The 12,951-nt window shown below is 67.0% G+C and carries 13 protein-coding genes; 7 read left to right on the top strand and 6 right to left on the bottom strand.

Translation table 11 applies throughout. The annotated features are described in order from the left end of the window. Positions 1–14: 14 nt before the first annotated feature. The 5 genes from bioC to bioB form a co-directional block, all read right to left on the bottom strand. The gene (gene bioC, locus FQS62_RS20970; RefSeq protein WP_208043183.1) at positions 15–899 is read right to left on the bottom strand and encodes a malonyl-ACP O-methyltransferase BioC; all 885 of its coding nucleotides are present in this window, start codon (positions 897–899) and stop codon (positions 15–17) included. A gap of 12 nt (positions 900–911) precedes the next feature. Further along, positions 912–1,691 carry an SDR family oxidoreductase gene (locus FQS62_RS20965; RefSeq protein ID WP_049444268.1) on the bottom strand — a complete coding sequence of 260 codons (780 nt, stop codon included), beginning with the start codon at positions 1,689–1,691 and terminating at the stop codon, positions 912–914. A gap of 29 nt (positions 1,692–1,720) precedes the next feature. Beyond that, the gene (gene bioH, locus FQS62_RS20960; RefSeq protein ID WP_208043184.1) at positions 1,721–2,500 is read right to left on the bottom strand and encodes a pimeloyl-ACP methyl ester esterase BioH; all 780 of its coding nucleotides are present in this window, start codon (positions 2,498–2,500) and stop codon (positions 1,721–1,723) included. 17 nt (positions 2,501–2,517) lie between these two features. Continuing rightward, complete coding sequence (gene bioF, locus FQS62_RS20955; RefSeq protein WP_208043185.1) at positions 2,518–3,741, bottom strand: 8-amino-7-oxononanoate synthase; 1,224 nt, start codon at positions 3,739–3,741, stop codon at positions 2,518–2,520. A 67-nt stretch (positions 3,742–3,808) separates the two neighbouring features. Then, on the bottom strand, positions 3,809–4,852 hold the full coding sequence (gene bioB / locus FQS62_RS20950; RefSeq protein WP_208043186.1) for a biotin synthase BioB: 1,044 nt from the start codon (positions 4,850–4,852) through the stop codon (positions 3,809–3,811). A gap of 204 nt (positions 4,853–5,056) precedes the next feature. Between bioB and FQS62_RS20945 the strand changes: the two genes are divergently transcribed. Next, complete coding sequence (locus tag FQS62_RS20945; protein WP_208043187.1) at positions 5,057–6,400, top strand: chloride channel protein; 1,344 nt, start codon at positions 5,057–5,059, stop codon at positions 6,398–6,400. Positions 6,401–6,407: 7 nt separating this feature from the next. Here FQS62_RS20945 and FQS62_RS20940 read toward each other — a convergent pair whose 3' ends face one another. Continuing rightward, positions 6,408–7,301, bottom strand: a complete 894-nt coding sequence (locus tag FQS62_RS20940) for a LysR family transcriptional regulator (protein WP_154349821.1) — start codon at positions 7,299–7,301, stop codon at positions 6,408–6,410. A 78-nt stretch (positions 7,302–7,379) separates the two neighbouring features. Here FQS62_RS20940 and FQS62_RS20935 point away from each other — a divergent pair, with 78 nt between their 5' ends. From FQS62_RS20935 to FQS62_RS20910, 6 genes are all read left to right on the top strand, one after another. Next, positions 7,380–8,504 carry an alpha/beta hydrolase gene (locus FQS62_RS20935; RefSeq protein ID WP_328421006.1) on the top strand — a complete coding sequence of 375 codons (1,125 nt, stop codon included), beginning with the start codon at positions 7,380–7,382 and terminating at the stop codon, positions 8,502–8,504. Between the two features lies 1 nt (position 8,505). Continuing rightward, positions 8,506–9,705: an MFS transporter gene (locus FQS62_RS20930; protein WP_208043188.1), complete on the top strand. Its 1,200-nt coding sequence runs from the start codon at positions 8,506–8,508 to the stop codon at positions 9,703–9,705. 207 nt (positions 9,706–9,912) lie between these two features. Beyond that, the gene (locus tag FQS62_RS20925) at positions 9,913–11,082 is read left to right on the top strand and encodes an L-dopachrome tautomerase-related protein (protein ID WP_208043189.1); all 1,170 of its coding nucleotides are present in this window, start codon (positions 9,913–9,915) and stop codon (positions 11,080–11,082) included. Positions 11,083–11,177: 95 nt separating this feature from the next. After that, positions 11,178–11,867, top strand: a complete 690-nt coding sequence (locus FQS62_RS20920; RefSeq protein ID WP_057500804.1) for a ComF family protein — start codon at positions 11,178–11,180, stop codon at positions 11,865–11,867. 58 nt (positions 11,868–11,925) lie between these two features. Next, positions 11,926–12,477 carry an HdeD family acid-resistance protein gene (locus tag FQS62_RS20915; RefSeq protein WP_208043190.1) on the top strand — a complete coding sequence of 184 codons (552 nt, stop codon included), beginning with the start codon at positions 11,926–11,928 and terminating at the stop codon, positions 12,475–12,477. Continuing rightward, on the top strand, positions 12,474–12,944 hold the full coding sequence (locus FQS62_RS20910) for a SecDF P1 head subdomain-containing protein (protein WP_049444288.1): 471 nt from the start codon (positions 12,474–12,476) through the stop codon (positions 12,942–12,944). The genes FQS62_RS20915 and FQS62_RS20910 overlap by 4 nt, the downstream gene beginning before the upstream one ends. Positions 12,945–12,951 lie beyond the last annotated feature (7 nt).

Here is a 12,951-nt window from a genome sequence, read left to right as displayed (position 1 = left end):
CTGCGAACGGACGATCAGCTCTGCTTGCGACGGATCGGAATCGCCGACACCGGCACCGAGGCCACGTCATGTCCGCCTTCGCGGATCGGTGCGCCCGGGTCCGGTGCCCAGGCATGCGCATAGATCACTTCCCAGCTGCTGGGCAGCTTGCCGTCGGCACGGCGCATCGGCTCGTATGCCGCCGCCGCCGCCGCGAAACGGCTACGCCCGGTCAGGGTGTGGCGGCGGTCCACCCGCGCATTGGTGGCGCCCATCGCACGCAGTTCGCGCATCAGCGACGGCAGGTCGTCGTAGGTCAGGGTGAACAGATCGCGATCCAGTACCGGGTCGCGGAAGCCGGCCATCATCAGCGCATCGCCGAACTGGGCGATCTGCGCGAAGCGGCTCACGTGCGGGCGGTCATCGGCGGCCGCGAAGGCTTCGTTGAGTTCGATCAGGGTTTCCGGGCCGAAGGTGGAACACAGCAGCAGGCCACCGGGCTTGAGCACGCGACGGAAGCCTGCGAACACCGCCGGCAGGTCGTCCACCCACTGCAGGCACAGGTTGCTGAAGATCACATCCACGCTGTTGTCGGCCAGCGGCAGCGCAGCGGCGTCGCCGCACAGGCGCTGGAACGGCTTCCACCAGCCGGCCTGGCGCTTGGCCTGGTCCAGCATCGGAAGCGCCACGTCCAGCGCGATCACCTGCGCCTTCGGCCAGCGCTTCTTCATCAACGCACTGGCATGGCCGGTACCCGCGCCGATGTCCAGCACCACCTCGGGCTTGCGCGCCTCCAGGTAGTCCAGCGATTCGATCAGCCGCGACTGCACCTCGCGCTGCAGGGCGGAGGCGGCGTCGTAGCTGCTGGCGGCACGCGCGAACGCGCGGCGGACGTGGCGGGCATCGAAGTGGGACGGCATTGCGAAAGTCTCTTAGAACGTACCGGGGTAGGCGCCGCCGTCGATCAGCAGGTTCTGCCCGGTGAGGTAACCGGCCTGCGCACTGCACAGGAAGGCGCAGGCGGCGCCGAATTCGTCCGGCGTGCCGAAGCGGCCGGCGGGAATCTGCTGGCGGCGGCGCTCGGCCACTTCGCCGGCGTCGCCGTCCTTGCCCGCGCTGTGGGCGAAGTTGGCGCGCAGGCGGTCGGTGTCGAACTGGCCGGGCAGCAGGTTGTTGATCGTGACATTGTGGGCCACGGTGCGGCGCGACAGGCCGGCGACGAACCCGGTCAGGCCGCTGCGCGCGCCATTGGACAGCGCCAGGATGTCGATCGGGGCCTTTACTGCCGACGAGGTGATATTGACGATGCGGCCGAAGCCGCGCTCGATCATCGCGTCGACGGTGGCGCGGATCAGCGCGATCGGCGCCAGCATGTTGGCGTCCAGCGCGGCGATCCAGTCGTCGCGCTCGAAATTGCGGAAATCACCGGGCGGCGGACCACCGGCGTTGTTGACCAGGATGTCCACCTGCGGGCATGCGGCCAGTGCCGCCGTGCGGCCGGTCTCGGTGGTGACATCGGCGGCGACTGCACGCACCTCGGCGGCGCCGGCCAGTGCGCGCAGCTCTTCGGCGGCAGCCTGCAGCGCAGCGTCACCACGGGCCACGATCACTACGTTGACGCCCTCACGCACCAGCGCACGCGCGCAACCCAGGCCCAACCCCTTGCTTGCGCCGCAGACCAGTGCCCAGCGGCCGTTGATACCCAGATCCATGCGTCAGTCCTGCGGAATTCGGAAGGCGCTCATTGTCCGCCAACGGCCGGTGACAGGCCGGCAACGAAGTGTTGCAGCGCGGTGGCCACTTCGTCGGCATGACCAAGGAAGGGCGCATGGCCGCCGTGGGCGATGGTCAGCGCCTGCGCGCCCGGGGCGAGTGCCGCGGCGGCCTGCATCGCCGCAGGAGACACCAGCCGGTCACGCTGGCCGGCGATCCACAGGCTGGGTTTGCCCAGGGTCGGCAGTGCGCCGCGCAGGTCGGTGCTTTCCAGCAGGCGCAGGCCTTCCAGCAGTGCGCGTTCGGTGGGCGCACCGCGCTCGACCAGGCGCTGGCGCAGGGTGCGAAGCTCTTCGCGGGCGTGCGCCGAGCCCATCACGTCCAGCGCGAGGAAGCGTTCCAGGGTGCCGCCAAAGTCGGTGGCCAACTCGCGACCGAACTGCTCGAACACGGCCGGTTCCACCGCATGCGGCCAGTCCTCGCCACGTACGAAGCGCGGCGTGGCGGCGATCGTCGCCAGCCCGCGCACCTTCGGCAGCGTCGCCGCCGCATGCAGTGCGAACAGGCCACCCATCGACCAGCCGCACCACACCGCCGGTGGCGTGGCCGCGGCAATGGCATTGACCACGAACGGCAGGCGCAGCGGCGTGGTGTCCTCGCGGCTGTGGCCATGGCCGGGAAGGTCGACCAGATGCAGGGTGAACTGGTCGGCCAAGCGCTGCACCAGTGGTGCGAACACACCGCCTTGCAGGGCCCAGCCATGGATCAGTACCAGGTCCGGCCCACGGCCGGTGACTTCAATATGCATGGGCAACGACGCGGAACTCAGGCGAAAGCGGGCAGCGGCGGTGGCGCGGCTTCACGCACGGCCAGGGTGACGCGATCGCGCGCGCTGGCGATGGCCTCCACCAGGCCCCGCACCTGTTCCGGCGTGTGCAGCGCGGACAGTGTCACGCGCAGGCGTGCCTTGCCTTCCGGCACCGTCGGCGGGCGGATTGCACCAACCAGCCAGCCGGCCTGTTCCAGCGCCCTGGACATTGCCACGGCCGCGTGGTCATCACCGCATAGCAGTGGCTGGATCGGTGTGTCGGAGGCCATCAGGTCCAGCCCATGACGACGCGCTTCACTGCGGAACAGCGCGATCAGGTCGGTCAGCTTGGTGCGGCGCCAGTGGTCGCGGCGCGCCAGGCGCACCGCTTCAAGCGCAGCAGCGGCCATCGCCGGTGGCACGGCGGTGGTGTAGATGTACGGGCGCGCGGTTTCGGCCAGATGCTCGATCAGGTCGTCGCGGCCGAGCACCAGCGCACCGGAACCGCCCAATGCCTTGCCCAGCGTGACCAACTGCAGCGGCACATCGTCCACGCCCAGCCCGGCGGCGGCCACGGCACCACGGCCATCACCGACTACGCCTACACCGTGCGCATCATCCACATAGAACAGCGCCTGCTGCAGGCGTGCCACAAGCGACAATGCACGCAGCGGTGCGATGTCGCCATCCATGCTGAAGACCCCATCGGTGGCCAGCATTGCCGCGCCATCGGGCGCGTGCTTGAGCTGACGCATTGCGCCTTCCGCATCCAGATGCGGATAACGGCGCAGGCGTGCACCGGCCAACCGGGTGGCATCGAGCAGGCTGGCGTGGTTGAGCTTGTCCTGTACGCAGACATCGTTCTCTTCGCTCAGCAGTGCCTGCTGCACCGCCAGATTGGCGGCGAAGCCACTGCCGAACAGCAGCGCACGCGGATAGCCCAGCCACTCGGCCACCTCGCGTTCCAGCGCCTCATGCAGGGCGTGGTGGCCGCAGACCAGGTGCGAGGCACCGGCGCCAGCGCCTTCGCGCGCGGCGGCGTCCTGCAGCGCGTTGACCACGCTGAACTGCTGGGCCAGGCCAAGGTAGTCGTTGCTGCAGAAGCCGGTCAGCCACTGACCGTCCACTTCCAGGCGCACGCCGTCACGACGGCTGACCGTGCGTCGCGGGCGGCGACGGCCTTGGGCATCGCGCAGAGCGCGCTGGGCGTGGAGGCGGGCGGTCAGGTCGGGGCGGGCCATGGTGGCTGATTGCGTCGACGGGGCGGCTAGGGTAGCGCGTTGCCGCGGCGCCTGCTTGCGGCCCGTCTCAGGCCGCGTGAGCGCAGCCACAGCCGGGCGTATCGGCACTGATATCGGCGTGCACGGTGCCGCCGTGGTCGTGGCCTTCGGCATCCACCTGCACCGCCATCGGCTGCAGACCCAGGCGCGCGAACAAGGCCAGGTCGCGTTCGCTTTCCGGGTTGCCGGTGGTCAGCAGCTTGTCGCCATAGAAGATCGAATTGGCACCGGCCAGGAAGCACAGCGCCTGCAGTTCGTCGCTCATCGCCTCGCGCCCGGCCGAAAGCCGCACCATGGAGAGTGGCATGGCGATGCGCGCCACCGCGATCATGCGCACGAACTCGAACGGGTCCAGCTCGGCACTGCCATGCAGCGGCGTGCCCGCCACCTGCACCAGCTTGTTGATCGGCACCGAATCCGGATGCGCCGGCAACGTGGCCAGTGCCAGCAGCAGGCCAACGCGCTGCGCGCGCGTCTCTCCCATGCCGACAATGCCGCCGCAACAGGTTTTCAGGCCTGCATCGCGCACGTACTCCAGCGTATCCAGACGGTCCTGGTACTGGCGCGTGTGGATGATCGAATCGTAGTAGTCCGGCGCGGTGTCGAGATTGTGGTTGTAGTAGTCCAGGCCCGCATCCTTCAGCGCACGCGCCTGCTCACCACTGAGCATGCCCAGCGTGGCGCAGGTCTCCAGGCCCAGAGCCTTCACCCCGGCGATCATCGCCGCCACCTTCGGGATGTCGCGGTCCTTCGGTGAACGCCACGCGGCACCCATGCAGAAGCGCGACGCACCGGCGGCCTTGGCCTGGCGGGCCTTGGCCAGCACCGCGTCGGTGTCCATCAGCTTCTGCGCGTTCACCCCGGTGCTGTAGCGCTGCGCCTGCGGGCAGTACGCGCAGTCTTCCGGGCAGCCGCCGGTCTTGACCGACAGCAGGGTGGACACCTGCACCTGCGACGGGTCGAAGTGCTCGCGATGGACCGCTGCGGCGCGGAACAGCAGTTCGGGGAACGGCAGCTCGAACAGCGCCTGCAGTTCGTCGTGTTGCCAGTCGTGGCGGATGGCAGCAGCCATGGCGGGACCTTGGGTACGAGTGGAGCGAGGGCGGCAGTGTGGGTGGCTCGGCGAAGGCTGTCAACCATATAGATTCTAGTTTGGTTTACGGTCCGTTCGTGCAATCGAGCATCGACCGAAGCGCCGCATTTCACCGCATGCTGCAAGGCGTCCAGCCACAGTGCCTGCTGCCCAACGCAAGCGCTGGCGCGCAGACTCTCTCCCATGATTGGTCTTCACCGACTCCGCGACCGCATCACCACACTGGTCCTGAGTGAGGCCTGGCGCCGCCGCGCCGCGCTCTGGGGGGGCGCTGTGGCCGTGGCGCTGGTAGCCATCCTGTTCGCCAAGGCCAGTGACGCGGCCTTCCATCTGTTCCAGCGCATCACCTCGCACTCGCCGTGGTGGGCCCTGCTGCTCACGCCGGGCATCTTCGCGCTGCTGGCCTGGTTGACCGCCGGTGTGCTGAAACCCACGCGGGGCAGCGGTATTCCGCAGGTCATCGCTGCGTTGGACAAGCCCGATGAGCCATTCCGGAAGACCAATCTTTCGCCTGCGGTCTCAGCCGGCAAGCTGCTGCTGACCTCGTTGTCGCTGCTCGGCGGCGCATCGGTCGGGCGCGAGGGGCCCACCGTCCACGTGGGCGCCAGCCTGATGTACCTGTTCGGCCGCTGGTTCGGTTTCAAGGATCCCCGCGAGCTCTCGCACTTCCTGCTGGCCGGTGGTGCTGCCGGCATTGCGGCGGCGTTCAACACACCGCTGGCGGGTATCGTCTTCGCCATCGAAGAGCTCAGCGGCCGCTTCGAGCATCGCTTCTCAGGCACGCTGCTGACCGCGGTTATCGTCGGTGGCGTGGTGTCGCTGGGCCTGCTGGGCAATTACACCTACTTCGGCCACGTGAGCGCACGCCTGCCGCTCGGCCAGGGCTGGCTGGCCATCCTGCTGTGCGGCGTGGTGGCGGGCTTGCTGGGAGGCCTGTTCGCAGGCGCAGTATTGGCCAGTGCGGCGGGCCGCCCGCGTTGGCTCGGGCAACTGCGGCAGCGGCATCCGATTCTGTTGGCCGCAGGCTGCGGTCTGGTGGTGGTACTGCTCGCCCTGGTCTTCGGTGAAGGCGCGTTCGGCACCGGCTACGAGCAGGCGCGCAGCCTGGTGCAGGGGCAGGCGATGGTCGGCCATGAGTTCGGGTTGATGAAGTTGTTGGCCAACCTCGCGTCGTACGTGGCCGGTATTCCCGGCGGCCTGTTCTCGCCGGCGCTGGCAGTCGGCGCGGGACTCGGCCACAACCTGGCGGTGCTGATGCCGGGCGTGGACCCGCGCGCGTTCGTGCTGCTGGGCATGTGTGCTTACCTGACCGGCGTCACCCAGGCGCCACTGACCTCGGCGGTGATCTCGCTGGAGCTGACCGACAGTGGTGACCTGCTGCTGCCGATCCTGGCCACGGTGCTGATCGCGCGTGGCGTGTCCGGGCTGGTGTGCAGGGTGCCGATCTACCGCGGGTTGGCGGAGTTGTTGACGGCGCCCCGTGCGCCAGACGTCGCGGGGGGCACCGATCCTGGAGCGCGGACCTGAGGCAGGCTCATGTGCCCTGCCGCAGCCAGGCCACCAGTGCCGAGAACGCGGGTGATGGCTGGCGTCGGTTCGGGTAGTACAGGTGGTAACCGGCGAAGGGCACGCACCATTTGTCCAGCACGGCCACCAGGCGCCCAGCCGCCAGATGCTCGGTGACCAGTGGTTCGGGAACATAGGCCAGCCCCAGACCGTCAAGCGCGGCGTTGATGACGTGAGTCATGCTGTTGAACACCAGCGGTCCCTCCCCGCGCACGCTGAACTCCTTGCCCTTGTCCTCGAATTCCCAGGCGTAGATCGATCCGTTGGGACGGTGGCGGATGTTGATGCAGCGGTGGCGGGTGATGTCGGCCGGCTTCTTCGGCTTCGGGTGCGCGTCGAAGTATGCAGGTGAGGCCACTACGACCAGCCTCCAGTCTGGACCGACACGAACTGCGATCATGTCCTTGCTCAGCGCCTCACCCAGGCGGATGCCGGCGTCGAAACGCTGCTCGACCACGTTGGTGAACCCGTAGTCCACGTAGAACTCCAGCGTGATGTCCGGGTACGTGGCCAGGAAGCCAGCGAGACGCGGGCGGATGATCATCTCGATCGAATCGTCGGTACAGGAAATCCGCAGTGTTCCGGTCGGGGTGTCGCGCAGTTCGCCCAGTGCCTCGATGCTGGCGCCGATGGCCGCGAAGTGAGGGCCGATGGAGTGCATCAGACGCTCGCCGGCCTGGGTGGGCGAAACATTGCGGGTGGTGCGGGCCAACAGGCGGATGCCCAGTCGCTCTTCCAGCAGGCGCATCGAATGGCTCAATGCCGAAGGAGTGACGCCGAGGCGCGCAGCTGCCTTGGTAAAGCTCTGTTCCTGCGCGACAACCAGGAACGCCTGGAGATCATTGGATTTCACGAAGGCCATGGCGCTGCATCGTTCGGAGGCATGGCCGAACCCTAGCACGGACTTGTGAGCACAGCTCAGTAATCCATCAATCGGCAGGTGGATTATCAGGGCAGGCTCCCCCGCCTATCGTGGCGCCCTGCATCCTCCTCCAAGGCCACGACCATGAAGCGCACCTCCCTGCTGCTGGCGCTGATCACCAGTGCATCCGCCCCTTTGACCGTGATGGCCGCCGATGTTCCTGTTGCGGAAAAGCCGGCGGGCGCGGACAACTTCTACAGAAGCGCCGATGTATCCCGCGAGCGTGTGACGTTCCGCAACCAGTACCAGATGAGCGTAGTGGGTACGTTGTACCGCCCGAAAACCCGGCGCGGGAATGAGCACGCCCCGGCGATCATCGTCGGCCACCCGATGGGCGCGGTGAAAGAGCAGAGCGCGCAGCTGTACGCGCAGAAGCTGGCCGAGCAGGGCTTTGTGACGCTGGCGATCGACCTGCCGTTCTGGGGCGAAAGCCAGGGTGAGCCGCGCAATCTGGTGGCCCCGGAGATCTATGTGGAAGCCTTCAGCGCTTCGGTGGACTACCTGGGGACGCGCGAGTTCATCGATCGGGAGCGCATCGGCGTGCTCGGTATCTGCGGCAGCGGCAGCTTTTCCATCGCAGCCGCCAAGCTGGACCCACGCCTGAAGGCCGTCGCCACCGTCAGCATGTACGATATGGGCGCGGTTACACGCAATGGCCTGAAGCATTCGCAGAGCGCAGACCAGCGCAAGGCACTGCTGGAAAAAGCCGCCGAGCAGCGCTACACCGAGTTCGATAGTGGCAAGGGCGTCTTCCTCGATTATCTGCCGGCCACGCTGCCGCCCGATGCAGACCCGGTCACCCGTGAATTCTGGGATTTCTACCGCACCACGCGCGGCGCCGCCCTTCCCAAGGGCTATACGCTGGAACAGACCCAGAACCGCATGCTGACCAGCGAAGTGCGCTTCATGAATTTCTATCCGTTCAACGACATCGAAACGATCTCGCCACGTCCCATGTTGTTCATCGCCGGCAGCGAAGCGCACTCTCGTGAATTCAGCGAAGACGCCTACCGACTGGCGGGTCAACCCAAGGAGTTGTATATCGTGCCGGGAGCCGGCCACGTGGATCTGTACGACCGCACCGATTTGATTCCGTTTGCGAAGCTGGGCAGCTTCTTCAGGCAGAACCTGGCAGAACGTTGAGATGAGTGCTTCGATCGCATCCAACGCAACGGCGGAACGCACTCCTGCGCGTGCGCATTGGGGCGGTGTGCTGGCGATGACGCTATGCGTGTTCGCTCTCATCGCTTCGGAGTTCATGCCGGTCAGCCTGCTCACGCTCATGGCCGCCGATCTGCGCGTAAGCGAAGGCATGGCCGGCTACGGCATCGCCATCTCAGGTGTGTTCGCGGTGCTGACCAGCCTGTCGATCAGCCGCGTGGCGGCTCGCATGGACCGCAGGACACTACTGCTGTCGTTGACCTCGCTGATGGCAGTCTCCGGCGCGGTGGTGGCATGGGCCAACGGCTATGCGATGTACATGGCGGGCCGCGCGCTGATCGGCATCGTCATCGGTGGCTTCTGGTCGATGTCCGCCGCCACCGCCATGCGACTGGTACCTGCGGCACAGGTGCCACGCGCACTGGCGATCTTCAACGGGGGCAACGCATTGGCAACTGTGATTGCCGCGCCGCTGGGGAGCTGGCTGGGCGGTGTGATCGGTTGGCGGGGTGCCTTCCTGTGCCTGTTGCCCATAGCGGCCGTCGCACTGGTGTGGCAATGGCTGAGCCTGCCCCGCCTGCCGGCATCGCCCGTCGCCGCGACCGACAGTGTGCTGGGCTTGCTCAGGCACCGCGTCGTGCTCCTCGGGATGGGGGCCTGCGGCGCATTCTTCATGGGGCAGTTCGCACTGTTCACTTATATCCGGCCGTTCCTGGAAGCCGTGACCCATGCTGGCAGCACCGCGTTGCCATTGATGCTGCTTGCCATTGGCGCGAGCGGCGTTATCGGGACGCTCGTCATTGGTGTCTTTCTTGCGCGTGGTCTGTACAGGACCCTGATCGCAATCCCCGTACTGATGGCAGCTGTGGCTGTAGCGCTGGTGCCACTGGGCGCATACGCATGGCCGGTGGTGACGCTCCTCGCCATCTGGGGCTTCCTCGCCACCGCGGCGCCAGTGGGCTGGTGGAGCTGGGTCGCGCGGACCTTCACCGGCAGTGCCGAGGCCGGTGGCGGATTGATGGTGGCGGTAGTGCAGTGCTCGATCGCGCTGGGCTCCACCCTGGGGGGACTGTTGTTCGACAGTCTCGGCTATGCCAGCAACTTCATGGCCAGCGCCGGCGTCCTGCTGGTCGCCGCACTGTTGGCTTGGCGGACGGCAAAACGGGCTGCTCTGCTCCTGTAGGGCGCGCGCCGCAACTGTGGGGCGACAGCGGTCTGCACGATCTGCCGATAGGCACGTTCCATCGCTCGGATAATCAGGATCAATCATTTCGTATCTTCACTCCTGTAGTGAAGCTGATTCCCCGTTGCACCGTCTACCCGATGCCAGGTGCGCCGCTGAAGATGCACCCACGCCGGGGCTGCACCCGGACCTGCATCGAGAGCGACCATGATCAACTGCCGTATCCGCCGCCTGGCGGCTGCCGTGCTGGCCCTGGCCAGTTCCCCCGCGCTGGCGCTGGCAGGCACGCCTGTGCTGCCCAGCGAACGCAGCATCGGCATCATCGAGCCGGTGGCGCGTTTCGAGGGCGCCATGCCTACCAGCGTGGCGGTGTCCGAGACCGGGCGGATCTTCGTCAACTTCCCGCGCTGGGGCGATGAGGTGCCCTACAGCGTGGCCGAGTGGCGCGATGGCCATGCCGTGCCCTATCCGGATGCGCGCATCAACCGCAAGGACGGCCCCGATCCGGCGGCCCACTTCATCAGCGTGCAGAGTGTGGTGGCCGATGGCCAGGGCCGGTTGTGGGTGCTGGATACCGCCGCGCCCGGGTTCTCTGCGCCACAGGCCGGCGGCGCCAAGCTGGTGGCGATCGATCTGGCCACCAATACCGTAGCCAGAACGCTGGTGTTCCCGGCCAACGTCATCGACGCGCGCACCTACGTCAACGATGTGCGCTTCGATTTCCGTGTCGGCCGCGAGGGCGTCGCCTACGTGACCGACTCGTCGCTGAGCGGCATCGGCGGCATCATCGTGATCGACCTGGCGACCGGCGCCGCGTCCAAGCGCCTGATCGGTCATGTGTCCACATCGGCGGATCCGGCATTCGTACCGATCGTGGAAGGACAGCAGATGCGGCTGCGTAACGCGGATGGTTCGACGCAGCCGTTCACCGTGGCTGCCGATGGCATTGCGTTGTCGCCGGATGGCGCGACGCTGTTCTATACCCCGTTGTCCAGTCGCCATCTGTACAGCGTGCCCACCGCCTTGCTGCGCGCCCCCAAGGTAAGTGAGGCGGCGCTGGCTGCGGCCGTGGCCGACCTCGGCGACAAGGGCGCGTCCGATGGTATGGAGATGGACGCCAACGGCCGGCTGTATGCGAGCGACTACGAGCACAACGCCATCCATGCCCGTGATGCGCAGGGGCGCTGGACGACCGTGGTGCACGATTCACGCATCCTGTGGCCCGATACCTTGTCGATGGGACCCGATGGCTATCTGTACTTCACCGCCAACCAGCTGCATCGGCAGGCCGGATTCAATGGTGGCGTTGATCGTCGGCAGACGCCGTACATGGTGTATCGCACCCGGGTGGATGCGAATCCTGCGCCAACGCGGTGAGGTGATCGGGGTAGCGGGTGGGCGATAAAACCCCTACGGCTCGTTGAGGGCACCCCCGATGGCAGCCCGCTGACGGCGGCGACATGCTGAAGTGCATGTCTGTCTTCTTCGACCCGGGCCGCCACGTGCAGGCCGCACTTCGCGTGCTGCTACCGCTTCGTTGCCTGGTCTGCGGTGACCCAGGCCACGATGGACTCGATCTCTGCGATGCCTGCCTGGCCGGACTGCCCTGGGCCGGTCGGGCCTGCCTGCGCTGCGCGTTGCCGTTGCCGGACACCGCGTTGATCGTCTGCGGGACCTGCCGTGAGGAGGTCCCGCCACAGGCCGCCACCCATGCCAGCCTGCTGTACCTGCCGCCTGTCGATCAGCTGCTGGTGCGCTACAAGTTCCATCAGGATCTCGCAGCCGGACGCCTGCTCGCGCAGCTGATGCAACGCGCACCGCCGCCGTGGTGGTGTCCGCCGCTGGTGCCGGTGCCGCTGCACAATCGCCGGTTGCGCCAGCGCGGCTACAACCAGGCGGGCGAGCTGTGCCGGTTGCTGCCGATGCCGGTCTGGCAGGGGCTGTACCGGCGGCGGCATACCGCGCCACAGTCCGAGCGCACGGCCGAACAGCGCCGGGAAAATCTGTTCGACGCGTTTGCGGTTCGTGGTCCGGTGCCCACGCGGCTGACCGTGGTCGATGATGTGATGACCACCGGCAGTACGGTGATGGAGGTCGCCGAGACGCTGCGCCTGGCGGGCGCTGCGGAGGTGCGTGTGTGGGTCTGCGCGCGGGCGCCGTGATCGCCCTCTTCATCCACAGGGGCTAGGATGAGGCCGGTTCCGGATCGAAGGAGTGGCCATGAATTCCCCCTTGTCTCCCTTGCTGTCGGCGGTTGGGCGCAGCTGGTGGATCCTGCTGCTGTACGGACTTGTCGCACTGGGTTTCGGCATCATCGCCATCGGCTGGCCGCTTTCCGCAGCGATGGCACTGGCGTGGACACTGGGCGTGATGGCCATCGTTGAAGGCGTCATCAGCCTGTTCGCACTGATCAGCGGCGGCAGTGGTGCCTCGCGTGGGTGGCTGGCGCTGTATGCCATCGCTTCGTTGGGCTTCGGCATCCTGGCGGTGATCAATCCGCTGGCCACCGCCAGCGTGCTGGTGCTGTTCCTGGCGGCGTGGCTGCTGGTGGCCGGCATCTATCGCGTCGTGTTCGCAATCCGCGTGCGCAAGCAGATCCAGGGCGAGTGGCTGCTGATCCTCAGTGGCGTGCTGGCGGTGGTGCTGGGCCTGCTGTTTGCGGCCAATCCGTATGCAGGCGTGGCGGTGACAACGCTGTGGATCGGCATCGGCAGTCTGCTGTATGGGTTGCTGCAGGTGCTGGTGGCATTCAAGCTGCGGAAGCTGAAATGAGGGCGGCCTATCCGCTGCTGTTGGCAACGGTGCTGGGCCTGACCGGATGCCTGTCAGGCACCACGTCTGGTGCGAAGGCCGGAGCGGACCATCCGCCGCTTGCGGGTGTGGACGTCCGGCTGAGCGCGGTTGATGTGGCCGGGAAGGACACAGGGGTGCAGTGGCAGGACGAGTGGTTGACGCTTCGGGAACCCCCGATCGCGAGCAGCGCAGACATCGCCGATGTGCGCCCGGTACCGGATGATTACGGCATGACGGCGTTGCAGATCCGCTATCGGCCCGAAGCGCACCAGCGCATACACGATGGCACGGCGGCCCTGGTCGGTCAGCGCATCGCGATCAGTGTGGATGGTCGTGTGGTGACGGTGGCGACGGTACAGGGACCGTTTTCTGAATCGATGAGTCTGAGCGGGTTGCCGGGCAAGGACGAAGCGCAGGAGCTGGCCAGGCACATCACGGGCGAATGACGGGCGT

Origin of the sequence: Stenotrophomonas sp. SBJS02, from assembly GCF_020428325.2 — a bacterium.
GTDB lineage: Bacteria > Pseudomonadota > Gammaproteobacteria > Xanthomonadales > Xanthomonadaceae > Stenotrophomonas > Stenotrophomonas africana.
The sequence above is the reverse complement of the archived record's forward strand: the minus strand, read 5'-3'. Positions and strand labels throughout refer to the sequence as shown.

Bases quoted from the DNA above. Each gene is read 5' to 3' on its own strand.
- bioC (WP_208043183.1), bottom strand. From the start codon at position 899: ATGCCGTCCCACTTCGATGCCCGCCACGTCCGCCGCGCGTTCGCGCGT.
- FQS62_RS20965 (WP_049444268.1), bottom strand. From the start codon at position 1,691: ATGGATCTGGGTATCAACGGCCGCTGGGCACTGGTCTGCGGCGCAAGC.
- bioH (WP_208043184.1), bottom strand. From the start codon at position 2,500: ATGCATATTGAAGTCACCGGCCGTGGGCCGGACCTGGTACTGATCCAT.
- bioF (WP_208043185.1), bottom strand. From the start codon at position 3,741: ATGGCCCGCCCCGACCTGACCGCCCGCCTCCACGCCCAGCGCGCTCTG.
- bioB (WP_208043186.1), bottom strand. From the start codon at position 4,852: ATGGCTGCTGCCATCCGCCACGACTGGCAACACGACGAACTGCAGGCG.
- FQS62_RS20945 (WP_208043187.1), top strand. From the start codon at position 5,057: ATGATTGGTCTTCACCGACTCCGCGACCGCATCACCACACTGGTCCTG.
- FQS62_RS20940 (WP_154349821.1), bottom strand. From the start codon at position 7,301: ATGGCCTTCGTGAAATCCAATGATCTCCAGGCGTTCCTGGTTGTCGCG.
- FQS62_RS20930 (WP_208043188.1), top strand. From the start codon at position 8,506: ATGAGTGCTTCGATCGCATCCAACGCAACGGCGGAACGCACTCCTGCG.
- FQS62_RS20925 (WP_208043189.1), top strand. From the start codon at position 9,913: ATGATCAACTGCCGTATCCGCCGCCTGGCGGCTGCCGTGCTGGCCCTG.
- FQS62_RS20920 (WP_057500804.1), top strand. From the start codon at position 11,178: ATGTCTGTCTTCTTCGACCCGGGCCGCCACGTGCAGGCCGCACTTCGC.
- FQS62_RS20915 (WP_208043190.1), top strand. From the start codon at position 11,926: ATGAATTCCCCCTTGTCTCCCTTGCTGTCGGCGGTTGGGCGCAGCTGG.
- FQS62_RS20910 (WP_049444288.1), top strand. From the start codon at position 12,474: ATGAGGGCGGCCTATCCGCTGCTGTTGGCAACGGTGCTGGGCCTGACC.